Annotated in this window: 22 protein-coding genes; 20 read left to right on the top strand and 2 right to left on the bottom strand. The window is 60.2% G+C overall.

All coding sequences use genetic code 11. The annotated features are described in order from the left end of the window. Nucleotides 1-22: 22 nt before the first annotated feature. The 17 genes from leuD to GSF27_RS05035 all read left to right on the top strand — a co-directional run bounded on the left by leuD (nucleotide 23) and on the right by GSF27_RS05035 (nucleotide 19,694). Nucleotides 23-676 carry a 3-isopropylmalate dehydratase small subunit gene (leuD, locus tag GSF27_RS05115; RefSeq protein ID WP_160966344.1) on the top strand — a complete coding sequence of 218 codons (654 nt, stop codon included), beginning with the start codon at nucleotides 23-25 and terminating at the stop codon, nucleotides 674-676. 84 nt (nucleotides 677-760) lie between these two features. Beyond that, entirely contained in the window at nucleotides 761-1,312 is a 552-nt protein-coding gene (locus GSF27_RS05110; protein ID WP_160966342.1) for a YbhB/YbcL family Raf kinase inhibitor-like protein, read from the top strand. A gap of 61 nt (nucleotides 1,313-1,373) precedes the next feature. After that, entirely contained in the window at nucleotides 1,374-2,450 is a 1,077-nt protein-coding gene (gene leuB / locus GSF27_RS05105) for a 3-isopropylmalate dehydrogenase (RefSeq protein WP_160966340.1), read from the top strand. A 123-nt stretch (nucleotides 2,451-2,573) separates the two neighbouring features. Next, the gene (gene asd / locus GSF27_RS05100; protein WP_160966338.1) at nucleotides 2,574-3,683 is read left to right on the top strand and encodes an aspartate-semialdehyde dehydrogenase; all 1,110 of its coding nucleotides are present in this window, start codon (nucleotides 2,574-2,576) and stop codon (nucleotides 3,681-3,683) included. Nucleotides 3,684-4,092: 409 nt separating this feature from the next. After that, nucleotides 4,093-7,152 carry a FimV/HubP family polar landmark protein gene (locus GSF27_RS05095; RefSeq protein WP_160966336.1) on the top strand — a complete coding sequence of 1,020 codons (3,060 nt, stop codon included), beginning with the start codon at nucleotides 4,093-4,095 and terminating at the stop codon, nucleotides 7,150-7,152. 145 nt (nucleotides 7,153-7,297) lie between these two features. After that, nucleotides 7,298-8,194 carry a tRNA pseudouridine(38-40) synthase TruA gene (gene truA, locus GSF27_RS05090; protein WP_160966334.1) on the top strand — a complete coding sequence of 299 codons (897 nt, stop codon included), beginning with the start codon at nucleotides 7,298-7,300 and terminating at the stop codon, nucleotides 8,192-8,194. 121 nt (nucleotides 8,195-8,315) lie between these two features. Next, nucleotides 8,316-8,939: a phosphoribosylanthranilate isomerase gene (locus GSF27_RS05085; protein ID WP_160967515.1), complete on the top strand. Its 624-nt coding sequence runs from the start codon at nucleotides 8,316-8,318 to the stop codon at nucleotides 8,937-8,939. Beyond that, on the top strand, nucleotides 8,932-10,158 hold the full coding sequence (gene trpB / locus GSF27_RS05080) for a tryptophan synthase subunit beta (protein ID WP_160966332.1): 1,227 nt from the start codon (nucleotides 8,932-8,934) through the stop codon (nucleotides 10,156-10,158). Before GSF27_RS05085 ends, trpB begins: the two co-directional genes overlap by 8 nt. Before the next feature lie 3 nt (nucleotides 10,159-10,161). Next, the gene (gene trpA, locus GSF27_RS05075; protein ID WP_160966330.1) at nucleotides 10,162-10,980 is read left to right on the top strand and encodes a tryptophan synthase subunit alpha; all 819 of its coding nucleotides are present in this window, start codon (nucleotides 10,162-10,164) and stop codon (nucleotides 10,978-10,980) included. 249 nt (nucleotides 10,981-11,229) lie between these two features. Continuing rightward, complete coding sequence (accD, locus tag GSF27_RS05070) at nucleotides 11,230-12,102, top strand: acetyl-CoA carboxylase, carboxyltransferase subunit beta (RefSeq protein WP_160966328.1); 873 nt, start codon at nucleotides 11,230-11,232, stop codon at nucleotides 12,100-12,102. A 173-nt stretch (nucleotides 12,103-12,275) separates the two neighbouring features. Further along, entirely contained in the window at nucleotides 12,276-13,550 is a 1,275-nt protein-coding gene (gene folC, locus GSF27_RS05065; protein ID WP_160966326.1) for a bifunctional tetrahydrofolate synthase/dihydrofolate synthase, read from the top strand. Between the two features lie 92 nt (nucleotides 13,551-13,642). Next, nucleotides 13,643-14,263: an SPOR domain-containing protein gene (locus GSF27_RS17975; RefSeq protein ID WP_160966324.1), complete on the top strand. Its 621-nt coding sequence runs from the start codon at nucleotides 13,643-13,645 to the stop codon at nucleotides 14,261-14,263. 88 nt (nucleotides 14,264-14,351) lie between these two features. Beyond that, nucleotides 14,352-14,846: a CvpA family protein gene (locus GSF27_RS05055; protein ID WP_160966322.1), complete on the top strand. Its 495-nt coding sequence runs from the start codon at nucleotides 14,352-14,354 to the stop codon at nucleotides 14,844-14,846. Between the two features lie 42 nt (nucleotides 14,847-14,888). Continuing rightward, complete coding sequence (gene purF / locus GSF27_RS05050; protein ID WP_160966320.1) at nucleotides 14,889-16,424, top strand: amidophosphoribosyltransferase; 1,536 nt, start codon at nucleotides 14,889-14,891, stop codon at nucleotides 16,422-16,424. 178 nt (nucleotides 16,425-16,602) lie between these two features. Beyond that, entirely contained in the window at nucleotides 16,603-17,799 is a 1,197-nt protein-coding gene (locus GSF27_RS05045; protein WP_160966318.1) for an O-succinylhomoserine sulfhydrylase, read from the top strand. Nucleotides 17,800-17,819: 20 nt separating this feature from the next. Continuing rightward, the gene (locus GSF27_RS05040; protein WP_370462564.1) at nucleotides 17,820-18,752 is read left to right on the top strand and encodes an AAA family ATPase; all 933 of its coding nucleotides are present in this window, start codon (nucleotides 17,820-17,822) and stop codon (nucleotides 18,750-18,752) included. Between the two features lie 120 nt (nucleotides 18,753-18,872). Next, a complete protein-coding gene (locus tag GSF27_RS05035; protein ID WP_160966316.1) occupies nucleotides 18,873-19,694 on the top strand; it encodes an amidohydrolase in 822 nt (273 codons plus the stop codon). Between the two features lie 22 nt (nucleotides 19,695-19,716). Here the strand turns inward: GSF27_RS05035 and pepD are convergent, their stop codons facing one another. Beyond that, the gene (pepD, locus tag GSF27_RS05030; protein WP_160966314.1) at nucleotides 19,717-21,171 is read right to left on the bottom strand and encodes a beta-Ala-His dipeptidase; all 1,455 of its coding nucleotides are present in this window, start codon (nucleotides 21,169-21,171) and stop codon (nucleotides 19,717-19,719) included. A 289-nt stretch (nucleotides 21,172-21,460) separates the two neighbouring features. Here pepD and GSF27_RS05025 point away from each other — a divergent pair, with 289 nt between their 5' ends. Further along, nucleotides 21,461-22,168 (top strand): hypothetical protein, encoded by a 708-nt coding sequence (locus tag GSF27_RS05025; RefSeq protein ID WP_160966312.1) that lies wholly within the window; start codon nucleotides 21,461-21,463, stop codon nucleotides 22,166-22,168. A 125-nt stretch (nucleotides 22,169-22,293) separates the two neighbouring features. Here GSF27_RS05025 and GSF27_RS05020 read toward each other — a convergent pair whose 3' ends face one another. Then, the gene (locus GSF27_RS05020; protein WP_160966310.1) at nucleotides 22,294-23,124 is read right to left on the bottom strand and encodes a response regulator; all 831 of its coding nucleotides are present in this window, start codon (nucleotides 23,122-23,124) and stop codon (nucleotides 22,294-22,296) included. A gap of 312 nt (nucleotides 23,125-23,436) precedes the next feature. Between GSF27_RS05020 and GSF27_RS05015 the strand changes: the two genes are divergently transcribed. Both GSF27_RS05015 and GSF27_RS05010 read left to right on the top strand, forming a co-directional pair. Next, on the top strand, nucleotides 23,437-23,775 hold the full coding sequence (locus tag GSF27_RS05015; RefSeq protein ID WP_237457348.1) for a helix-turn-helix transcriptional regulator: 339 nt from the start codon (nucleotides 23,437-23,439) through the stop codon (nucleotides 23,773-23,775). Next, a complete protein-coding gene (locus tag GSF27_RS05010; RefSeq protein ID WP_160966308.1) occupies nucleotides 23,775-25,073 on the top strand; it encodes a type II toxin-antitoxin system HipA family toxin in 1,299 nt (432 codons plus the stop codon). Before GSF27_RS05015 ends, GSF27_RS05010 begins: the two co-directional genes overlap by 1 nt. Nucleotides 25,074-25,079: the final 6 nt, after the last annotated feature.

Raw genomic sequence — 25,079 nt, 5'->3', positions numbered from 1 at the left:
CCGCTTTACAGGAGAAACTGACGTGAAAAGTTTTACCCAGCACAAAGGTATCGTGGCGCCCATGGATCGCGCCAATGTCGATACCGATATGATTATTCCGAAGAACTTCCTCAAGTCCATCAAGCGCACCGGGTTTGGTAAAAACCTGTTTGATGAATTGCGCTACCTGGACGAGGGGCAGCCGGATCAGGATTGCAGCCAGCGTCCATTGAATATGGACTTCCCGCTGAATTTCCCTCGCTACAGCGGTGCCAGTGTCCTGCTGGCGCGGGAAAATTTCGGCTGTGGTTCCAGTCGTGAACACGCGCCATGGGCGCTGGACGATTACGGTTTCCGTGCCATTATTGCACCGAGCTACGCGGATATTTTCTTTAACAATTCGTTCAAGAACGGCTTGCTGCCAATCATTCTGTCGGCAGAGATTGTGGATCAGCTGTTTAGCGAGATGTATGCCAGCGAAGGCTATGAGCTGACTATCGATCTTGCCGCGCAAGTGGTTACCACCCCTGCGGGTGAAAGCTTCAGTTTCGAGGTGGATGAATTCCGCAAGCATTGCCTGCTCAATGGACTGGATGATATCGGCCTGACCTTGCAGGAAGCCGATTCCATTCGTGAATACGAAGAGCGCCGCAAGCAGCAGGCGCCCTGGTTGTTTGGTGCAATCGTCGCCGGGTAAGGTTGCTGTCTTAATGCGCCAGTCCGTCCGGCGTCCCCCGGGGTGCCGGACGTTTCAGCCCAAAAATGCAAAAGGAGATTTGCCATGTGGAAAAAGTGCTTAGGCGGATTGTCAGCGTTGTTGCTGGCGCAAGCGGTTGCAGCGGCCGAGTTTACTCTCGTCAGTCCGGAGATCGCACCGGACTCAACCCTGACAGACGCCTTTGTCTACCAGGGCTTTGGTTGCGAGGGTGATAACCGCTCACCGGTGCTGAAGTGGAGTGGAACCCCGAAGGGTACAAAAAGCTTCGCGGTAACGGTGTACGACCCGGATGCGCCCACCGGTTCCGGCTGGTGGCACTGGCTGGTATACAACATCCCGGCGCCGGAGACTGAGTTGCCGGCTAATGCCGGAGAGGAGGGCGGTGCCGGATTGCCTGCCGGGGCGTTGCATGTGCGCAACGATTACGGCAGCTACGCCTTTGGCGGGGCTTGCCCACCGGTGGGTGACAAACCCCATCGTTACATCTTCACTGTGCACGCGCTGGGGCTGGAAAAGCTGGAGCTGCCCGAGGATGCGTCGGCGGCGTTGCTGGGTTTTATGATTAACGCCAATCGTTTGGGGCAGGCCACTTTTACGGCTACCTACGGACGCTAGTTGGTTATTGTTTTACGATCAGGCGCCGGCCATGGCGCCTGTCATTGTTCAGGATAAGAGAATGAGTCGTACTGTATTGATTATGGAAGGGGACGGTATCGGCCCCGAAATTATCGCCGAGGCCCGCAAGGTGCTGGAAGCTGTGAATGAGCAGGATAACCTGGGCCTGGAGTTTATTGAGGGCATGCTGGGCGGTCGCGCCTATGACCAGTTTGGCCACCCCTATCCGGAAGAGACCCGTGCCAAGGCCCGTGCCGCCGATGCCATTCTGTTTGGTGCGGTTGGTGGTCCGCAGTGGGATGGCAAGACCGAGCGCCACCTGCGCCCGGAAGCTGGCCTGCTGGACATTCGTTCCGATCTGGACCTGTTCGGTAACCTGCGCCCGGCGATCACCTTCCCGCAGCTGGCTGACGCCTCGCCGCTGAAGAAGGAGTTAGTGGCCGGTCTCGATATCCTGATCGTGCGTGAACTGACTGGCGGTATCTATTTTGGTGAACCGCGCGGTATCCGCACACTGGAAAACGGTGAGCGTCAGGGTTACAACACAGACGTCTACAGTGAATCCGAGATCCGCCGTATCGCCAAGGTGGCCTTTGACTCTGCCATGCAGCGCAACAAGCGCGTCTGCTCTGTGGACAAGGCCAACGTGCTGGAGGTGACCGTGCTGTGGCGCGAGATTATGGAGGAGGTGGCCAAGGACTACCCCGAAGTTACCCTCAGCCATATGTACGTGGATAACGCGGCCATGCAGTTGGTGATCAATCCCAAGCAGTTTGACGTTATCGTTACCGGCAACCTGTTTGGTGACATCCTCTCTGACGAGGCCTCCATGATCACCGGCTCTATCGGCATGTTGCCGTCAGCCTCCCTCAACGAGGGCAGCAAGGGCTTCTATGAGCCATGCCACGGCTCGGCACCGGACATCGCCGGTCAAGGCGTCGCCAACCCGTTGGCCACTATCCTTTCCGCCGCCATGCTGCTGCGCTACTCGCTGCAGGAAGGTGCCGCTGCTGACCGCATTGAAGCGGCAGTGAGCAAGGTGCTGGACCAGGGCCTGCGCACCGGAGATATCATGTCCGAAGGCATGACCCAGGTGTCCACTTCGGTCATGGGTGATGCGGTGGTTGCTGCGCTCTGATCGCAGCCAGCAGTGGAGAGGTTAAAAAGGGGCGGTCGCAGACCGCCCCTTTTTTGTGGTAAACTCTGCGCCCTCACTTTGAGCGACTTGCTCAGTTATTAACCGCAATTAGAGAAGGTAACAATGCGCGTAGGATTTGTCGGATGGCGTGGTATGGTGGGCTCCGTATTGATGGAGCGTATGCTGGCAGAAAACGATTTTGCTGACATCGAGCCAATCTTTTTCACCACCTCCAATGTGGGTGGTCAGGGTCCTGCCATTGGCAAGGATATTCCTGCGCTGAAAGACGCCAGCGACATCACCGAACTGTCCACGCTGGACGCCATTGTTTCCTGTCAGGGTGGTGATTACACCAAGTCAGTATTCCCTGAGCTGCGCAAGTCCGGCTGGGATGGCTATTGGATTGATGCGGCCTCCAGCCTGCGTATGGCGGACGACGCCCTGATTATTCTCGATCCCGTTAACGACGGTGTGATCCGTGACGGCCTGACCAAGGGTGTGAAAAACTACATCGGTGGTAACTGTACTGTCAGTCTGCTGCTGATGGGGCTGGGTGGTCTGTTCAAGGAAGGTCTGGTGGAGTGGGTGTCGGCCATGACTTACCAGGCGGCCAGTGGCGCTGGCGCCCAGAATATGCGCGAACTAATTTCCCAGATGGGCGCTCTGCGCGATGCTGTGGCCCCCGAGCTGGCTGACCCGGCCAGTGCCATCCTCGAGATTGATCGCAAGATTGCCGAGTCCATGCGCAGCGGCGAATTCCCGACGGATCAGTTTGGTCATCCGCTGGCTGGCAGCCTGCTGCCGTTTATTGATACCCAGCTGGACAATGGCCAGAGCCGCGAAGAGTGGAAGGCGCAGGCCGAAGCCAACAAGATTCTGGGTCGCAGTGACAACCCCATTGCCATCGATGGGACCTGCGTGCGTATTGGGGCCATGCGTTGTCACAGCCAGGCTCTGACCATTAAGTTGACCCAGGACGCACCGCTGGCAGATATTGAGAGCATTATCGCCGAATCCAACCAGTGGGCGGCTGTGGTGCCTAACGATCGCGAGCTGACCATGCGTGACCTGACTCCCACCAAGGTAACCGGCACCCTGTCGATTCCGGTGGGTCGCCTGCGCAAAATGAGCATGGGGCCGGAGTACCTCAATGCATTCACCGTCGGTGACCAACTGCTGTGGGGTGCGGCGGAACCCTTGCGCCGTATGCTGCGCATCCTGGTTGAGGGTTGAGGATAGTCCTCGCAGGATTGCTGTTTGCCAGCAACAACAGGGCCCGGCACTTGCCGGGCCCTGTTGTTTTGGGGGTAAGGGTCGTGGCCGCAGGCTGGGCGACGCTGTTGGCGAGGCTGGAATCGGGCCCGCTGGTCGCAAAGGTTGGCAGTGGCGCCTGAATTTGTGCACTATTTCATACTTGCGCCTTGGCCGAATTCCTAACCCTTGACAGTGGGTGGGTCGATTGTTGCTAAAAGACTATTTATATTGAATACTTACGTGTGTTAGTGAAGATTTATTCGAGGTTTCTGCCCGTTTGGATCGTAAGCAAAAGCACTTGGGGTTATGGGAAGCCCGACCGATATGGATATCGGACACAAGATTCGTCGGCACTTGGGGGCCAGGGAAATATAAAAAGGATCGATCTATGCGTCTTCGTAAACTGGCATTAGCCGTAGGTTTGGCGGGAGCAATGGGGGCAGACTTCGCCAGCGCCTTGGGCCTGGGGGAGATCAAGCTGTTGTCCCGGCTCAATCAGCCTCTCGAAGCCGAAATCAAGCTGTTGCAGGTACGGGATCTCAATGAAGACGAGATCCGTATTGTGCTGGCATCAGGCACCGATTTTGAAAAGGCCGGTATAGATCGGGTCTATTTCCTCAGCAGTCTCAAGTTTGATGTCGACCTGAAGGCTGCCGGTGGGCCGGTGGTGCGCGTGACCAGTCCGCAACCGGTGCGGGAACCCTACCTGAACTTCCTGCTGGAAACCCAGTGGCCCAGCGGTCGTATCCTGCGCGAATACACGGTGTTGATGGACCTGCCGGTCTTTGGTGATGAGACGGCCCGTCCGGTGGAGGTCTCCCGTGGCCAGCCGGCAACGGCGACCAAGGCTCCTGTGAGCCGCCCCGAGCCAGCCGCTGCGCCTACAGAGGCCCAGGCAGCTACCTCTGAGGATGCCGCAGAGGCGCCCCCGGCAAAAAAAACACAGGCTGAGCCTGTCCAGACCGCATCCCGTGGTGGTGATGTCTACGGACCTGTCTCAGCCAACGACACGCTTTGGGCTATTGCCCTGAAGGTTCGCCCGGGTCGCGAATTCAGCGTCCAGCAGACCATGCTGGCCATCCAGAGACTCAATCCCGAAGCTTTTATTGACGGTAATATCAACCTGCTGCGTCGCGGTCAGGTGTTGCGTGTGCCCACGTCAGACCAGATTGCCCAGTTGAGCAAGACTCAGGCAATCAGCGAAGTAGCGCAGCAGAACGATCAGTGGGGCGGTGCTGCCACCGGTCCACAACTGGATGCCAGCAAGTCCCGCAGCGGTGGTGCCGTTGCCGATGGCGGCGTCAGCGGACGGTTGAAAGTGGCTGCGGCTGAAAGCAGCAGTGGAGCCAGCAGCGGCAGGGCCGCGGGTGAGGCCTCCTCCGGCGATGGCGCCCAGGTGGAGTCACTGCAAAATGACCTGGCCATTTCCATGGAGGAGCTGGACCGCTCCCGGCGAGAAAATTCGCAGCTGAAAGGCCAGGTGCAGGAGCTTCAGGACCAGATCGATACCATGGAACGTCTGCTGGAGGTTTCCAGTCAGGAGCTGGCAGCACTGCAGCTGGCCGCCGGTCAGAAAGCAGAAGCCAGTGATACCGGCGCTGCCGGAGAAGTGGTGAAAGAGACAGTCGCACCAGCGCCAGCCGAAGAGGTTGGTGGTGAGGCAGTACCACCGGCTGCTGAAGCAGCCCCGGTGGTTAAAGAGAAAAAAGAGCCGCAAAAGCCGGCCGCTGACAAGAAAAAGCCCGACCCCACCAAAGTGGTGGTCTCCTCCCGCCAGGAACCCGGTTTCATGGATATGGTGATGGATAACATCGCCTACGTTGCTGGTGGTGTGGCAGCCCTGCTGTTGGCTGGCCTGTTGCTCCTCAGACGGCGTAAGCAGGAGGAGCCTGCTGACAGTGAGGAGCTGGAGCTGGCGTTCGATGACGTCACAGATGCGGAAGTGGACAACGCTTTCGATGAGGTGGTCATGCAGGAGCTGGCTGCCGAAGACGACCAGGACGATTTCGACTTTGATGCCGGATTTGAGAGCGATCCCGATGAGGCGCCTGAAGCGACGCGCTCGCAGACTGAAGACGTCGTTGGTGAGGCGGATATCTATATCTCACTGGGCAAGTTTGCCGAAGCGGAAGATATGCTGCTCAACGCTCTGGAGTCCGATCCCACCAACGATGCTGCCCGATTCAAGCTGCTGGAGGTCTACGCCGAGACCAAAAACCAGCCCGGCTTCGAGAAGCAGTATTCGGCCCTGCAGATCACTGCCGATGCGGCAACCATTGCCCGGGCGGGCCTGCTGTCGGAGCAGTTTGGTGGTCTGGCGTCGTTTGGTGATGCCGATGACATGGAGGCCGGAGATCTGGGAGCGCTTGAGTTTACCCTCGGCGACGACCCCTCTGACAGTGGTGCTGACGAGGCGGCAACCGGGGACCTTGAATTCGACCTGAGCGACGAATTCAGCGTAACGGCAGACCAGCCAGCCGCTGATGAGGATCTGACCCTGGACTTCAATCTGGATGCGGACGCGGATACCGACACCCTGGATTTCAATCTGGATGCGGACGCCGATGCCGACACACTGGAGTTCAGTCTCGACGATGCGGGCTCTGAAGAGGTGGCATCTGACGACCTGTCTCTGGATCTGGCCTCTGATCTGGAGAGCCTGGATTTCGACTCCGACACCGGTAGCGAAGAGGGTGGGGAGGCGCTCGGTTTCGGTGATGATCTGGACTTTTCCCTGAATGACCAAGGCAGTGTTGAACCGGGTTTGAGCGAGGCAGATGCCAAGCCGGAGGAGCCTGTAGAATTCGACAGTTTTGACAGCTTCGAGCTGGACGACTCCTCATTGGAGCTCGCCGATTCCGCGCCGGCAGCGCCGGACCTGTCCCAGTCCGAGCCTGACTTGGGTGATGACGCCTTTGATGTGGATCTGGACTCCCTGGATCTGGACGCGCTGGATCAGGAGCTGGATGCACTCTCTGCCGACGCCGATCTGGCGCAGCTGGACGAGACCTTTGACAGTGGTGATCTGGCGGGCGATTTCGAGCTGCCTGCAGGTGGCGACGACAGCTTCTCCGATGGTCTGGCCGAGGATGATTCCTGGCTCGACAATGCTGCAGATTCGGCCCAGCTGGATGCGGATCTGGAGATGCCGGAGCTGGATGCCATGCCTGATTTTGCCGAGCCTGCCCAGGAGAGTGTTGAGTTGTCGGGCGATGGTTTGACGGATCTCCCATCCCCGGAAGATGTTCTGGGTGGCGACGATGACCTTGATGCCGATCTCGACTTTTTGGCTGATACCGATGAGGTGGCTACCAAACTGGACCTGGCGCGCGCCTATATCGATATGGGAGACCGCGATGGTGCCCGCGATATTCTTGATGAAGTGGTTGCCGAAGGCAGCGACCAGCAGCGCCAGGAGGCTCAGGAGCTGATCTCCCGTATGGGCTGATCGTCCGGCGGGTAACCGCTACCTGAAAACCTTGTGCGCTGACCGGTGCACAAGGTTTTTTTATTCCTGCGGGTCGCAGTCAGCAGCGCCTCGCCAGGTGTGTTGTAACCCGTTATTCCCGCTGCAGATGACTACAGAGCCCGACATGTCCGAACCCTATCCGCCGGTGCAAAAGCCCTACGAGCGCAACGTCGAAATTCTCGAAGAGGGGGTGTTTCCCGATGGCATGGTGCGGGTGGCGATGGGGCTCGAATACAACGGTGCGGTCTTTCACGGCTTCCAGAAGCAGCCCAGTGGCGTTGCAACGGTGCAGCAGGCGCTGGAAAAGGCTCTCTCCTCCGTGGCGGATGAGCCTGTCACTCTGGTTTGTGCCGGGCGTACAGACACCGGCGTGCACGCCACCAATCAGGTGGTGCACTTTGACACCATGGCCCGCCGCCCGGAGAGGGCCTGGACCCGGGGCGTCAATACACGCCTGCCGGGTGAAGTGGCTGTGCGCTGGGCCTGCGAGGTAACCCCGCGCTTTCACGCGCGCTTCAGTGCCCAAAGCCGCACCTATCGCTATGTCATCATCAACACGCCACAGCGCCCGGCGCTGGCTTTCCAGCAGCTCACCTGGGTGCGCGAAGAGCTGGACCTGGCGGCCATGCAGGAGGCGGCATCGTATTTGGTGGGGTGCCACGACTTCAGTGCTTTCCGTGCTTCCCAATGTCAGGCCCGCAGCCCGGTGCGCACCATCGAGTACCTGCACCTGGCCCGTCGCGGCGATCTGCTGGTGGCTGAGGTTCGCGCCAACGCCTTCCTGCACCATATGGTGCGCAATATCATGGGCGCCCTGTTGCCGGTGGGCAAGGGGGAGCAGTCGCCGGGCTGGGTGGCCGAGGTGCTGGAGGGCAGGGATCGTCGACTGGCCGGGGTCACGGCAAAGCCCCAGGGGCTGCATCTGGTGGGGGTCGATTATCCGGACGAATTCCGCTTGCCGCGTCCGGCGCCGGGGCCGATATTCTTCAGCGAGCCGCTGGGTGGCTTTGGTGGCGGCTGAGCAGCGGGGAATCGGGGGCAGATACAGCATTTGCGCTACAGTTCTGTTAGTATCGGGCGCTTCATTTTGGGCCCTGGCGGGGTAGGCAGCCGGGGTCGCGGACACAGGGGTCATGGCACAGGTGCGGGTCAAGATTTGCGGTATTACCTCGGTCGGGGACGCCCGTCAGGCGGCGGCGGCCGGGGCGGATGCCATCGGGCTGGTGTTCTATGAAAAGAGCCCGCGTCATGTGAGTGTGGAACAGGCCGCGGAAATTGCCAGGAGTGTCGGCCCTTTTGTGACCGTGGTGGGCTTGTTTGTGGATGCGCCGGAGGCGTTTGTACAGCGGGTGCTGGCACAGGTGCCGCTGCACGTATTGCAGTTCCACGGCAACGAAAGTGACGCTCAATGTGCGCAGTATCAGCGTCCATTTTACAAAGCCCTGCGTATGAAAGAGGGGTTGGATGTGACCGCGGCCATGACGCAGTACCCGTCGGCTGTGGGTATCCTGCTGGACGCCTACCGGGCCGGAGTGCCCGGTGGAACCGGCGAGACCTTCGATTGGCAGCGGGTGCCGCAACAGAGTGATGTAGCTCTGGTTCTGGCCGGTGGTCTGAATGCCGGGAATGTAGCGGCGGCAGTAGCGGCGACAGGAGTGTACGGCGTGGATGTCAGTGGTGGTGTCGAAGCGGCACCGGGAAAGAAAGACGTCGAACAGATGATGGCGTTTGTACGCCAGGCGAAAGCGGAGAAAATCAGTGAGTGAAGTAAAGCAGTCTGCAGCGGTGGATTACAGTCAATTCCCCGACGCGCGCGGGCACTTCGGCCAGTACGGCGGCCGTTTTGTGTCGGAAACCCTGATGCCGGCTCTCGATGAGCTGGAGCAGATGTACAACCGCCTGAAGGATGATCCTGACTTTCAGCAGGAATTCGACCGGGACCTGGCCCACTACGTTGGCCGGCCTTCACCGCTGTACTACGCCGAGCGCTGGAGCGAGCGGCTGGGCGGTGCCCGTATCTACCTCAAGCGTGAAGACCTGAATCACACCGGCGCCCACAAGGTGAACAACACCATCGGTCAGGCGCTGCTGGCAAAATACAGCGGTAAAACCCGCATCATTGCCGAGACCGGTGCCGGTCAGCACGGCGTGGCATCCGCCACTGTGGCGGCGCGCCTGGGGCTCAAGTGCGAAGTTTATATGGGTGCTGAAGACGTCAAGCGCCAGTCGCTGAACGTCTACCGTATGAAGCTGCTGGGCGCGACTGTACACGCGGTTGAGTCCGGCTCCAAAACCCTGAAAGACGCCATGAACGAAGCCATGCGCGACTGGGTTACCAATGTGGATGATACTTTCTACATCATTGGTACCGTGGCTGGCCCGCACCCGTACCCACAGCTGGTGCGTGACTTCCAGTGTGTGATCGGTCGTGAAGCGCGCGAGCAGTGTCTGCAGCAGACCGGCCGCTTGCCGGATGCGCTGGTGGCGTGCGTGGGCGGTGGCTCCAACGCCATCGGTTTGTTCCACCCGTTCCTGACCGATGAGTCGGTACAGATCTACGGTGTGGAAGCCGGTGGTTATGGCGTTGAGACCGGCAAACACGCTGCACCGCTGAATGACGGTATCCCCGGCGTACTGCACGGTAACCGCACCTACCTGATGGAAGACGAGGACGGCCAGATCATCGAGACTCACTCGGTTTCTGCCGGTCTCGACTATCCCGGCGTTGGCCCCGAGCACGCCTGGCTGAAAGATATCGGTCGTGCCAACTACGTGGCCATCAATGACGATGAAGCCATGGAAGCGTTCCGCACCCTGACCCGGGTTGAGGGCATCATGCCGGCACTGGAATCCAGTCACGCACTGGCGTATGCCGCCAAGCTGGCGCCAACCATGGACAAGGACCAGATTATTATCGTGAACCTCTCCGGGCGTGGCGATAAAGATATTCTCACCGTAGCAGCCATTGATGGGATCGAGGTATAAGGCGTGGGCAATCGTATTACAACTACCCTGGAAGCACTGCGCCAACAGGGCCGCAAAGCGCTGGTTACCTACATTGTTAACGGTGATCCGGTACCGCAAGCCACACTGGTCACCATGCACGCCATGGTGGATGCCGGTGTCGATATTATCGAGCTGGGTGTGCCGTTCTCCGACCCCATGGCGGAAGGGCCGGTCATTGCCCTCGGTCATGAGCGGGCACTGGCCAACAAGACCTCCCTGCGTTCAACGCTGGCGTTGGTGAAACAGTTTCGCGAGACCAACTCCACCACCCCGGTGGTGCTGATGGGTTACGCTAACCCGGTGGAGCGGATGGGTTACGCGGCCTTTGCCACCCAGGCCCAGGCGGCCGGTGTTGACGGCCTGCTGACCGTTGACCTGCCACCGGAAGAAGCCGAAGAGCTGAACGCAGAGCTGAAGGCGGTGGGTATTGAGAATATTTTCCTGCTGGCCCCAACCACCACCGATGCCCGCGCCAGTCACATCGTGAGCCTGGCCGGTGGCTTCCTCTATTACGTCTCCCTGAAAGGGGTCACCGGTGCCGGCCACCTGGATGTAGGATCGGTTGCCACCAAGCTTGGTCACCTGCGACAGTTGACCAGCCTGCCAATTTGCGTAGGCTTTGGCATTAAAGATGCAGAAAGTGCCAAGGCCATTGCTGCATCAGCCGATGGTGCCGTGGTGGGCAGCCTGCTGGTGGGCCGCATGGGTCAGCTGGCTGGCGAGAGTGCCGAAACCATTGCCGCCGCGGTGGTGGAGCTGATCAAGCCGATTCGCGCCGGTTTGGATGAACTGAGCGGTTGAGAGTGACGCCGGCGGGTTTGCTGCAGCTGCAGGTATTGGCTGCCGGCAGCCCACCGGGGCGGTAATTGCCGCCGGGCTTCATGGTTATCGAACACGAAAGGATTTGCAGGCTTCTGCAACAGGGCTTGCCAGGCTTACTGCCAGAGGTATGGGATGGGCAGGGTGTGACCTTGCAGGTTATCGCCCGCCCACCCGGGAGCACGAGTCCGGAAACTCTGTATCTGCAGGGATCAAACGGGAGGAGTGGCAATGAGCTGGATCGATAAGATTGTACCCAACGTAGTGCGCTCGACGCGCTCCAAAAAGACCGAGCGCCAGAACAAGGTGCCGGAAGGTCTGTGGAAAAAGTGCGCCAAATGCGCAGCGGTCCTCTACCGGCCCGAACTGGAGCGCAACCTCGATGTGTGCCCGAAATGCGATCACCATATGCGTATTGGTGCCCGCCGCCGACTGGACATCTTTCTCGACGAAGGTGACCGTGAGGAGCTCGGCACCGATGTGTTACCGGTGGATCGTCTCAAGTTCAAGGACATCAAAAAATACCGGGAGCGCCTGAGTGAGGCGCAGAAGGCCACCGGCGAGAAAGATGCGCTGATTGCCATGCGCGGTACACTCAATGGTGCACCGGTGGTGGCCGTGGCTTTCGAGTTTGCCTTTCACGGCGGCTCCATGGGCTACGCTGTCGGGGAGAAGTTTACCCGCGCGGCCCAGGTGGCGCTGGAGGAGGATATTCCCCTGGTCTGCTTCTCTGCGACCGGCGGTGCACGTATGCAGGAGGCCCTGATCTCGCTGATGCAGATGGCCAAAACCAGTGCGATTCTCGAACGCCTCAAATTGCAGGGCACTCCCTACATCTCCATCATGACCGATCCGGTGTACGGCGGTGTGTCCGCCAGCCTGGCCTTGCTGGGGGATATTAACGCCTCCGAACCGGGTGCCCGGGCGGGCTTTGCCGGCCCTAATATTATCGAGCAGACCATTCGCCAGAAATTGCCCAAGGGCTTTCAGAGGGCGGAGTTTTTGCTCGAGCACGGTGCGATCGATATGATTATCCATCGCAGCGAAATGCGTGATCGGGTCGCCGGGCTGCTGTCAAAATTTTGCCAGCGCCCGGCTGCTTGAGGCAGGCCCCGGATTGCCCGACTGTGGCAACGGGGCAGCAGCTCAGAGAACATGAACCAATGACCAGCGGTTGTGAATAAAGCCCCCCTGAGGGGCTTTTTTTGTCCCTGTCTCCCGCCCGCTAACCGGCGGGGACTGTGAGCAACCGCGCAAACCTCCCGGAGAAGGCAGGTATGAGATTTAACACTCTGTCAGAGTGGTTACACTGGCAGGAAGCTCTGCACCCCTCGGCGATTGAATTGGGCCTGGAGCGCGTGCGTACGGTGGCTGAGCGACTGCAGTTGCTGCAACCAAAAGCCAGGGTGGTAACGGTGGCGGGAACCAACGGCAAGGGCTCCTGTGTGGCCACGCTGGAGGCGCTCTGTCTGGCCTCCGGTGTCACCGTCGGGGCTTTCACCTCGCCACATTTTTTGCGCTACAACGAGCGCATTCGCATTAACGGTCGCGAAGTCAGTGATCAGCAGTTGTGTGATGCCTTTGCCCGTATTGACGAGGCGCGGGGAGAAACCTCGCTGACCTACTTCGAGTTCGGTGCCCTCGCGGCGCTGGAGCTGATGCAGCGCGAGGCTGTGGAGGTAATGTTGCTGGAAGTGGGGCTGGGTGGGCGCCTGGACGCAGTGAATATCATTGATGCGGACGTGGCGGTGGTCACCTCCATTGCCCTGGATCACATGGATTGGCTGGGCAGCGACCTCAGTACCATTGGTTACGAGAAGGCCGGCGTGTTCCGGCCGCTGAAATGGGCCATCTGCGCCGATGAGCAGGCGCCGGCTTCGGTGGGGGACTACGCCCACGATATCGGCGCCTACTGGGTGCCAATGGGCCTCTCCCTCAATGCGCGGGTGTCAGCGGATGAGTGTCATTGGCATTGGCAGGGAATGAGTGCTGATGGCAGATTGCTGCAGGAGCGGGAGCTACCGCTGCCGGGCCTGCCGTTGGGTAGTGTGGCGGCCGCCATGCAAGCCTTTGTGCTGTTAGGGTATGCTCTGCCGGAGCCGGTTGCGCCGGTGCTGCAACAGCTCGCTCTTACCGGGCGCGGGCAACGCGTGCAGTGGGAGCAGCGGCAGTTGCTGCTGGATGTGGCCCATAACCCGGCGGCCGCCGAACTGCTGGCAAAGCGTCTGCGCCAGGAGTCGGCAGCGGCGATCCACTGTGTGGTGGCGATGATGGCCGACAAGGACAGGACGGGGGTGTTACAACCGTTGCTGGGGCAGGTGCAATCCTGGTTTGTCAGTGAAATCCCGGAGATGCCCCGCTCGGCGAGCCGCCAGCAACTGCAGGCTGACCTGCTGGAGCTGCAGGAGCGTACGCAAGTGACCGCTTTCCCGACGGTGGCGCAAGCCCTGGAAGAGGCGGTACGGGTGGCGGCCCCGGATGACCTGATTCTGGTGATGGGCTCGTTCTTTACCGTGGCGGCCACACTGGAGCACTGCGGTAAGTCTGGCTAGCGCGGCACTACGGGTAAGCAGGGCTGGATTACAGTAAAAACAGCAGCAACGGCAACAGCAGTGACTGCAACAGAGAAAAACAGGAGTTTCGGGTGGATGATGGTTTAAAGCAGAGGCTGGTAGGGGCCACGGTATTGTTGGCCGTAGCGGTCTTGTTTGTGCCGGTGCTGTTTGAGCGGGAGTCCCGCCTGGTGGTGGATCAGACCAGCCAGATACCACCTGCGCCAGTGATTGAGCCGGTGGTGGTGGCGGCTCCGGAGGACAGGCCGGAGATTCCTCCGGTCAAACCGGCTGATTCCATGTATGAATTGCTGCCGGAGGAGTCAGAAGAGACGGTAGCACAGGCTGAACCGGAAAAGGCTGCGGTGAAAGCGGGCAGCAACAAGGCGCCGGCAACCGCTGAGAAGGCTGCGGCAGAGACTGCCAAAACCGCCGGAAGCCAGGAGCGGGAAGTGCTGGATAAGCGCGGTGTACCCAATGCCTGGGCGGTACAGGTGGCCAGTTTCAATACGCCAGCCAGGGCAGATGCCATGCGCGACCAGCTGCTGGCAAAGGAGTATCCGGCCTTTACCCGCAGCGCCAGCACCAGTCAGGGAACCCTGACCCGTGTGTTTGTGGGCCCCAAAATCAGCCGTGATCAGGCCTATCGGCTGAAGTCGAAGCTGGACGCTGAACTGAAGACAGAAACACTGGTTGTGACATTTATGCCCTGAATCGGGCCTTTGGGTATAGGTTATTAACCCCTGCCTTTGTTAGAATGCCGACCTCTAACCAGTTACCCCCCCTAGAAAGTGTCATGGTATGAATTGGGCAGATTGGACAATCGTTGCCATACTGATCGTTTCCAGCCTGATCGGCCTGAAGCGGGGGTTTGTAAAAGAGGCATTATCACTGGTCTGCTGGGTCGCGGCTTTCGCGGTCGCCATGACCTTTCATGAGGCGTTGGGTTCGCTGCTGGAAAAGTCGGTACCCACCCCCTCCATTCGTGAAATGATCTCTTTCGGTGTGTTATTCGCTGCCACTCTGGTGGTGGGGGCCATGGTGAATTACCTGCTGGGTGAGCTGATACGGCTCACCGGGCTGTCCGGTACGGATCGTCTGTTTGGCATGGTATTTGGTCTCGCCAGAGGGGCGGTAGTGGTACTGGCAATACTGATACTGTTGCCCACCGTGGTACCCATCGATCGGGATGCCTGGTGGCATCAGTCCATGATTATTCCCCATTTTCTGGCTATGGAAGACTGGGCCAGAGAGGCAGGAAGCCTCATATCGGCGAAATTTCTCGCCCTGTTCTAATCTGTAAGCGTGCAACTGAAGCTAAGGTGAGGTAACTGCAACATGTGTGGCATTGTAGGTATTGTCGGTAAGAGTGACGTCAATTTGCAGCTCTACGATGCGCTGACCATGTTGCAGCACCGTGGACAGGACGCCGCAGGTATCCTGACATGCCACAATGGCCGCATCGCCCAGCAAAAAGCCAATGGGCTGGTGAAGGATGTGTTTCGCACCCGTCACATGCAGCGCCTGATCGGTCACACCGGTATTGGCCATGTGCGTTATCCCACCGCAGGCAGCTCCGGCCCGGCACTGGCGCAGCCATTTTATGTGAACTCACCTTATGGCATCGCACTGGCGCACAACGGCAACCTCACCAACACCGCCGACATCAGTGAAGAGATCTACCGCACTGACCTGCGCCACATCAATACCGACTCCGATTCCGAAGTGCTGCTCAACGTGTTTGCCCAGGAGCTGTTGAAAATTGGCAAGCTGAAGCCGGAAGCGGACGATTTCTTTACCGCCATCACCAAGGTGCACCGTCGTGTGCGCGGTGGTTACGCCTGTGTATCGTTGGTGGCGGATTACGGTCTGGTGGCCTTCCGCGATCCCCACGGTATCCGCCCGCTGGTATTCGGCAAGCGCGATACCGATCGTGGTACCGAGTACATGGTAGCCTCCGAGAGCGTGGCGCTGGATGTGCTGGGCTACAATCTGATTCGCGACGTTCAGCCAGGCGAAGCGGTATTCATCTCCAGTCAGGGTGAGCTGTTTACCAAGCAGTGCGCCGAAGCGCCGGAGCTGAGCCCCTGTATTTTTGAGCACGTCTACTTTGCCCGTCCCGACTCCATTATGGATGGCATCTCGGTCTATAAGTCGCGTCTGCGCCAGGGTGAGCGACTGGCTGCCAAGATTCTGCGCGAGAACCCCAATCACGATATCGATGTGGTGGTGCCAATCCCCGACAGCAGCCGTGTTGCCGGTCAGGCGCTGGCGCAGGCGCTGGGGGTCAAGTTCCGCGAAGGTCTGGTGAAAAACCGTTACATCGGCCGTACCTTTATCATGCCCGGCCAGCAGCAGCGCAAGAAATCGGTACGCCAGAAGCTGAACGCCATTCGCCTGGAATTTGAAGGCAAGAATGTGATGCTGGTGGATGACTCCATCGTGCGTGGCACCACTTGCCAGCAGATCATCCAGATGGCCCGCGAGGCCGGCGCCAACAAGGTCTACTTTGCGTCGGCTGCACCGGCGGTGAAATACCCCAACGTCTACGGCATCGACATGCCCAGCGCCAAGGAGTTGATCGCCCACGATCGTACCGATGAAGAGGTGTGCGCAGCCATCGGTGCGGACTGGCTTATCTATCAGGATCTCGAGGACCTGATTGCCGCCTCGGCGGAAGGTAACGACAAGGTCACGCACTTCGATTGCTCGGTGTTTACCGGCGAATACGTCACCCGCGATGTGGACGATGCTTATCTCCGTCGACTCGACGAGGCGCGCAACGACAGTTCCAAGTCAAAGCGCGAGACCGATCGCGGCGCTAACGCGGTGGTGGGTTTGCACAACGACGACGACTCCCAGTCGGTTATGTAAATTCCCTGGCTGCTCCGGACAGGTTGGGGCGGCAAGCGCAACGCGAGACGGCAGCCGGGAGGCTGCCGTTTTTGTTTGGGCTTTTCCGGCTCACGGTTTTGGATTTGGGCTTCCACCGGCGAGCTATTGTTGGCAGACTTGCCCTCTGCTGAAATCTGAAATCACCCAGAGACGTTTTATGAACCACTTCGACGATGATCCACTGTTGCACGCCGGTATTGATACGCTGGCGGTGAGGGCGGGGCAGACCCGTTCTGCCGAAGGCGAGCATAGTGAACCCATCTACACCACCTCCAGCTACGTGTTTGAGTCCGCGGCAGCGGCAGCGGCGCGCTTCAGTGGTGAAGATCCGGGCAACGTCTACTCCCGTTATACCAATCCAACCGTGCGTATGTTCCAGGATCGGATTGCGGCACTGGAAGGTGCGGAGGCGGCTGCGGCCACCTCATCGGGCATGGCGGCGATTCTCGCTGTCTGCATGACGCAGCTGCAATCCGGTGATCATGTGGTCTGCTCCCGCGCCGTGTTTGGTACCACGACGGCACTGTTTAACCGCTATATGAAAAAGTTCGGGGTTGAGGTCAGCTTCGTGACCGCCACCGACCTGGCGGAGTGGGAGGGTGCCATCAAGCCCAACACCAAACTGCTGTTCCTGGAGACGCCCTCGAACCCGTTGTGCGAAGTGGTGGACCTGCGCGCGCTGTCGGCGATCGCCAGGGCGAAAGGTTGCCTGCTGGTGGTGGATAACTGTTTCTGTACCCCGGCATTGCAGAAGCCGCTGGAGCTGGGTGCCGATATCGTTGTGCATTCTGCCACCAAGTACCTGGACGGCCAGGGCCGCTGTGTGGGTGGCGTGGTGGTGGGTGACAAGGTCTATATCGACGAGGTTATTGTCTTCCTGCGCACCGCGGGTCCCACCATGAGCCCGTTCAATGCCTGGGTATTCCTCAAGGGACTGGAAACCCTGCGCCTGCGTATGGACGCCCACAGCAGTAATGCCCTGCAGCTGGCCCGGTGGCTGCAACAGCAGCCGCAAGTGGAAAAGGTCTACTACGCCGGCCTGCCGGATCACCCCGGGCATGAGCTGGCAGCACAGCAGCAGCGAGGTTTTGGCGGCGTACTGTCGTTCTGTGTGCGCGGTGGAAGGGAAGAGGCCTGGAAGGTGATTGATGCCACCCGCATCATGTCCCTGACTGCCAACCTCGGCGATGCCAAAACCACCATCGTGCACCCGGCGACCACCACCCATGGCCGCCTGTCCGCTGAAGAGAAGGCCCAGGCCGGCATTACCGAGAACCTGATCCGTGTCTCCGTGGGGCTGGAAGATGTGGCCGACCTGCAGGCTGACCTGCAGCGCGGCCTGGCATTGTTGTAAGCGGGGACGGAAACAGGCCTGTGGCAGTAGCGTTCGACAAACTGATCCAGTCACTGGTGGCTGACGTCGCCAGCGTGTTGCTGGGCAAGGAAGAGCAGATCCGGCTGGCCCTGACCTGCCTGTTTGCCCGTGGTCACCTGTTGCTGGAAGACCTGCCCGGTATGGGCAAAACCACACTGGCCCACGCCCTGGCGCAGGTACTGGGGCTGGACTACAAGCGGGTGCAGTTCACCAGCGACCTGCTGCCATCTGACATCCTCGGTGTGTCCGTGTTTGAGCGTGACAGCAGTCGTTTCTGTTTTCATCCGGGGCCGGTGTTTACCCAGCTGTTGCTGGCGGATGAGATCAATCGCACCACGCCCAAAACCCAGAGTGCGCTGCTGGAGGCGATGGCGGAGTATCAGGTCACTATCGATGGTGACACCCGCAAGTTGCCGGAACCGTTTTTCGTCATTGCCACACAAAACCCCACCAGCCAGTCCGGCACCTTCCCGCTGCCCGAGTCGCAACTGGATCGCTTCCTGATGCGCATCGAGCTGGGTTACCCCAATCCGGAAGCCGAGTTGCAGATCCTCAAGGGCATTGATCCGGAACGACGCATGGCAGAATTGCAACAGCGGTTGAGCCTGTCCCAGCTGGCGGCGATTCAGCAGCAGGTGGAGCGGGTGCAAGCCAGCGATGCCCTGTTGGGTTATGTGCAACGGCTGGTGGCCTACACCCGCAATCACTCCGATTTTGCCTACGGCCTCTCCACCCGCGGTGCGCTGGCGTTGCTGCGCTGCGCCAAAGCCTGGACCCTGTTGCAGGGGCGTCAGCATGTGCTGCCGGAGGATGTGCAGCGCGTGCTGCCGGCGGTGGCGGCGCACCGGCTGCGGGATGCGGCGGACTATGGTGACCAGAGCGGGTACGCGCTGGTGGATAAGATGCTGAACAGTGTCGATGTGATCGGTTGACGCCCGCAGGTCATTGACGTCAACGCGGTAGCGTAAGACCCTTTGCACTAAACTCCTTACCCAAAAAAAGCCGGGGGCGCAGCTGGATGCGTCCCTGTTTGCGCCTTCACGGGGATCCCTATGCCTGAGTCTCCTGTCATTACCCAGCCTCTCAACGACCTGCGGGTCACCATTGTGCAGCCGGACTCCCTCTGGCAGCAGCCGGATGCCAACCGTAGCCTGCTGGCGCAGCGCATCCGCGAGCATCAGCTGCGTCAGCCTGCGGACCTGGTAGTGCTGCCGGAGATGTTCACCGCCGGCTTCAGCATGAACGTCAAGGAGGTGGCGGAGGCCGCCGACGGACCGACGCTGGCGTGGATGGGGGAGCTGGCCGCGGATACGGGCGCTGCAATATGCGGCAGCTACGCCGTGGATATTGATCCGCAGGGCGAGCTGCCACCGGTCAACCGCATGCAGTGGGTGACCCCGGATGGCGGGCATCACTGCTACGACAAACGCCACCTGTTCCGCATGGGTGGCGAGCATAAGCGCTATCAGGCCGGTAGTGACAAACTGCTGGTGGAGTGGAAGGGGTGGCGTATCTGTCCGCTGGTCTGCTACGACCTGCGTTTTCCCGTCTGGTGTCGCAACCGCGACGATTTCGACCTGCAGATCTTTGTGGCCAACTGGCCGGCGGCAAGATCCTACCATTGGCGACAGTTACTGATCGCCCGCGCTATCGAAAACCAGGCCTGCGTGATCGGTGTCAACCGCGTCGGCGTGGACGGCAATGGCCTGGCCTACAGTGGCGACAGCCTGGTGGTGGATGCCCAGGGTGCCTTACAGATCGATGCCGGGGCGGAGGAGGGGCTGTTTACCACGCTCCTCAGTGCTGAGGCACTGCGCAACTACCGCCAGCGTTTTCCCGCCTGGCTCGATGCGGACGACTTTCAGCTGCTGTAGTGACCGCTGCCGCGGACACTTCTCACAGGCTTGCCACCAGCTTGCACAGGTAGTCCCAGAAGGGCTGGATGGTGGAGATCTGTAATCGCTCCCGCGGTGAGTGGGCGCCGCGAATGGTAGGCCCGAAGGAGACCGCTTGTGTGCCGGGCAGTTTGTCCAGCAGGATGCCGCACTCCAGCCCGGCGTGGATGGCCTTGGTGGCGGGCTCCTCACCAAAGTTGTCGCGGTAGAGGGTCCTGGCCAGGGCCAGCAGTTCGCTGTCGAAGTCCGGTTGCCAGCCCGGGTAGGAGATGGCTTCGGTGGCGCTCAGGCCAAAGGTGTCGGCCGTCGATAGCAGACTCTCTGCCAGTGCTTTGGCCTGGTCGGCATTGAAGTAGCGCAGGCTGGTCTCCACAAACAGCGCTTGCGCCGAGACCCGTACCACCGCCAGGTTAATGCTCAGGTCCACCAGGTCAGCCGGGTGCTGCTCGTTATAGGCCTGCGCGCCGTGTGGCAGTGCCAGCAGGCACTGGCGTACCAGGCGTTGCCCGGCAAGGTCGAGCACCGTTGCCGGCGCGTCGCAGGGGGTCAGCTGCAGCTGCAGGCCGTTGTCTGCCGCCGGTAGCCAGTTCAGCCACTCCTGGCGCAGCGCCTCGCTCAACTGCTCCAGCGCCGCTACGGACCCGGGCGGGCAGCCAACCAGCAGGTGGGCTGAGCGGGGGATGACGTTGTGGGCGGAGCCTCCCTCGAAACTGCAGAGGCGAACCCCCAGCGCTTCGGCACGGTAGAGCCACTGTGCCAGCAGTTTGATGGCGTTGCCCAGTTGCTGGTGGATCTGGATACCGGAGTGACCTCCGGCCAGCCCGCTGAGGGAGAGTTGCAGTCCGGTCATTCCCGCCGGGGTCTCTTCCCCTTGCAGGTCCCGCTGCAGGTGCCAGTCGCGGCCACCGGCACAGCCAATGTAGAGCTCCCCCCAGTCCTCGGTGTCCAGGTTCAGCATACGTCTTCCTGACAGCAGGCTGCCATCCAGATTCAGGGCTCCGCCCAGTCCGGTCTCTTCGTCCAGGGTAAACAGCAGCTCCAGCGGCGGGTGTTGTACTTCCGGGTCTGTCATCAGGGCCAGGGCGGCAGCACAGCCGACCCCGTTATCGGCACCCAGGGTGGTGCGGTCGGCCAGCAGCCAGTCATCCTCAATCTGCAGTGTCAACGGGTCACAAAAGAAGTCGTGTTCCTTGTCATCCGCTTTTACGGTCACCATATCCACATGATTCTGGATGATCAGGCTGGGGCGGGTTTCCAGGCCCGGGGAGCCAGGCACCCGGATCACGAGATTGCCGAAACTGTCCCGCTGATACCGGCAGCCGCAGGCTTCTGCCTCACGGATGATGTAGTCACAAATCGCCTGCTCGTGTTTGGAGGGGCGGGGGGTTTGGGTGAATCGATAGAAATGGCGCCAGAGATGGGCGGGTGCTGCGGGCAGGATAGTTTCGGTGGTCATGTGTGGCCTTCAATGCAGGGATCGGGCGTGGACGGAGCGTGGTTGTTCGCCATTGTATACCGCGTCGCCGTGGCTGGAATGTCTGCCTGTAACGCAGCTTCTGGTCCGGTTGTGTAAAGTCGGTGGAATAGTATGCCAATAGTCGCGGCTGCAGCGCCATCCGCCTTGGGTATGGCCAAGCCCCGTTGCATAATGTGGCCCTTGGGTTGCCGGCCCTCCCTGGTCAGGGTGCGAGGTCGGATTGAAGAAGGGTTTTCGCGCCGGTACGCGGGCGAGGTGGGGTGAGGCTATGTGGGGATATGACAGGGGTGAGCACCCCGACATTGTTCCGCACAAAACACAGGAGGAGCAGTTCCGGCTCTTTTGCATGGTGCTGGAGCGCGGTTTCGCGATTCACACAGGGTCCTCTGACCGTCTTCTTGTGGAGTTCCGCCTTGCCGATACCCACCACGAGCGCTGCCTGCCGCGGGTGACCGCCAAGCGTGGTGTCAGTTTCCGTATTCCCGAGCAACTGCTGCAGACGGGTGACCTCTATCTCTATTTCGATCCGGCTCGCGAGGGTGATATGCCGGAGCTGGCTCACTTCAACGCCGACACAGGTACCTTCACCCCTTTTGACTACCGCAATGAGCCACTGCTGGACTGTCACGCCGCCAATCCGCTGCTGCCGGTGGTGAAGCTGGCCACCCTGAAAGGACTCCATTACACCAAGGACATCGCCTGCCTGCAGCTCTACCAGCTGGACTTCCAGCGGCTGCTGCAGCTGGATCCGGCGCTGGCGCAACAGTTGCGGGAGACCCTGGTGCGGAAGATGGCTCGTTTTATCGAGTTTGCTGACCCCTGGCTGCAGGCGACCCTGGCGGAACAGGCGGCGCGGGAGTATCTGGAATACAAGGCGCAGCGTCTTGCGGCTGCCGTAGAGGCAGCGTCTGCCTCCAGGGCTCGCCTCGGGCTTGTGGAAGGCAAAGGCGAGCCCGGCTTCCTGACCTGGGAGTGAGATTGAACCTGGTTTAGTGGCTGCGCCTCGGCCGGCCCGATAAGCACTCTCCGTGTAACCCCGACCAGCCTGGCTTGTACCCGGGTCGTTCGATTCCCGTGTCTGCGCCGCCCTCCAGACCCCTGTTACCGGGGTTGGCCGTTAACAAGGATTCCGTCACTCCCCATTTCGCCTCTCCCCATTTCGCCTCTCCCCAGCTGTTCCTCCAGTTGCTGCAGGCACGCCTCTGCGCTGCCCTCGTTGTAGTCGCCGAGAGCGGCCAGAAATTTACCTTCCGGCGAGATGGCTGCCAATTGCTCCTGCGTGCGCCTGAGGCACTGTACGGCAGCCTCAGCCACTGTATTGGGAAACAGCAGCAACAACCGGTCATTATCCAGCCGTGCGCCCAGATCACCTTTGCGCAGGCTGTATTGCAGGGCGTTGACCAGTGGCAGCAAATCGCCCCGGGGGGCGAGCAGGGCCAGTGAGAACCGGGCACCATGACGCTGGCTGCCCTCTATCAGGCGCTCCAGCTCCCGTTGTGCGTGGTTACCGGTGTGCAGGCCGGTGATCGGATCCAGGCCGGCATCGCGGGCGCGTTGCAGCTGTTCCTGCAGCTGGCGACGCTCTTGCAGGTAGCGCAGCAGGCGTTTCAGTGTGGCGGGGGAAAGTTCCGGGGTGGCGATCACATCCAGCGCTCCGGACTGCAGCAGTTCCTGCTCGAGGGATTCATCGTTATAGCGGGTAATCACAACCACCGGGGTCGGTGCCAGTTCTGGCAGGAGCGGATTGTGTCCGCTCTCCAGCAGGCCCAGGCTGGCCACCACCAGATCGAAATTGGGGTCTCTTGCCCACAGCTGCTGCATAGCCTCAAGGCTATTGCAGGTGTGATATTCCAGTGGCCAGGAGAGGCTGCGCAGATAGTTGCGCATAGTTGCTTGCTGCTGTGCCGAGTCTTCCACGTGCAGAATGCGCAAGGTGCTCTCCCGGGTGTGATGGTGGGTAACTGCGCTTTGTCCGGGGATGATGTTTGGGCCGGGGCGCGGGACTATTGTCCGATGCGTGCCGGGGTGTGGCAATCCCGTGGCTGTCATTCGGTATTGAGCGGGTCATATTGGCCATTATGATATTTTAGTGATAAGAAATATACTCATAAAAAGGATTTCTAGTTATTGTGATTAATTAAGTTATCTTTATATATAAAGATAAGAAAACCAATCCATATCTGCTAATATTTACTTAAAGATTAGAAATTTAATCACTGGGTAAAAATGATGAACTTTTCCGCCATGACAGATTCGGCCATTGCTGCCGAAATCGGGCGTCGTCTCGAGCAGTTGCGACTGGAGCGTAACCTGACCCAGCAGCAGGTGGCTGACGCGGTGGGCATTTCACGGGTCAGCTACGGCAAGCTGGCGCGGGGGGAGGGCAAGTTCGTCAATATGGTGGGCGTGCTGCGGGCGCTGGATTGTCTGCCACTGTTGGAGAGTTTTATCCCCGAAGTGGGCTTTAGTCCCATGGCTCTGCTGGAGATGCAGGGCAAGCAGCGCCAGCGCGCCCGGCCACAGGCATCGGCGGCTGGCCAGCAAGATGAGGGTGAAACCGGCGGGGAGGCCCTGGACTGGTAATGCAGAATCTGGCGGAAATATTGCTGTGGGGCGAGCGGGTTGGGGCACTGGTGTTTGATCCGCGGCAGCGAACCGGGCTGTTTGAGTACGACCCGCGCTGGCTGGAGAGCGGCATTGAAATCGCGCCGCTGCACATGCCGGCGCGACGTGGCAAGTTTCAGTATGCGGGCCTCAACCCGGAGACTTACCACGGTCTACCGCCGGTGTTTGCCGATACCCTGCCCGACGCCTTCGGCAATGCCGTGATCGATGCCTGGCTGGTACGGCAGGGGCGCTCGCCGGCGGATTTTTCTCCGCTGGAGCGCCTGCTCTACACCGGCACCCGGGGTATGGGGGCGCTGGAGTATGCACCGGCCCTGCGTCCGCCGCAGGATGCAGAGCAGGAGCTGGAGTTGGGTTCGCTGGTGGCCATGGCGCAACGGGTCCTGGATGAGCGCTCCCGGCTGGGGGTCTCCCTGCCGGAAAACGATAACCTGTCGGCGCTGTTCCAGGTAGGAACCTCCGCTGGCGGGGCTCGTGCCAAGGCGCTTATCGCCATCAATGAAGAGCGCACCGAGATCCGCTCCGGGCAGCTGGATGCGCCAGCGGGTTTTGAGCATTACCTGCTGAAATTCGACGGTGTGGAGGAGCACCGGCGTGACAGCGAAGTGTTTGGCGATCCGCAGGGTTTTGGCCGTATGGAGTACGCCTACTACCTGATGGCCCGTGATGCCGGTTTGCAGATGGCCTACAGTGAACTGCTGGAAGAGGGTGGCCGGGCGCACTTTATGACCCGCCGTTTCGATCGCGTCGGCAACCGCAAGCTGCACTATGTCTCCCTCTGTGCCATGGATCATGCTGATTACAAGCGCCCCGGAACCTACAGCTATGAGGCGCTGCTGGCTACCGCCCGGCGCCTGCGCCTGCCGCGACAGGACGCCGTGGAGATTTTTCGTCGCATGGTGTTCAACGTGGTGGCCCGCAATCACGATGATCACAGCAAGAACTTCGGCTTTCTGCTCGACAGTCCGGGGGCCAGCTGGCGGCTGGCGCCGGCCTTTGATGTAGCCTACAGCTACAAGCCGGGCTCGCCCTGGGTTAACAGTCACCAGTTGTCACTCAATGGCAAGCGGGAAGATTTTCAACGCAGCGATCTGCTGGCGGTGGCCGGGGCTATTTCCAACTTCTCCCGTGAGGCGGCGGATATCATCACCCGCACAGTGGAGGTGGTCAGCGAGTGGTGGTCGTACGCCGGGCGTGCCGGTGTGCCGGAAGGACTGCGGGAGGAAATCGGGGAGAATTTGCGTCTGCGCTGGTAGGCGATA

It is taken from the genome of Pseudomaricurvus sp. HS19 (genome assembly GCF_009857815.1).
Taxonomy (GTDB): domain Bacteria; phylum Pseudomonadota; class Gammaproteobacteria; order Pseudomonadales; family Cellvibrionaceae; genus Pseudomaricurvus.
Note: the sequence above shows the minus strand (reverse complement) of the source record. Positions and strands in the feature narration are given on the sequence as shown.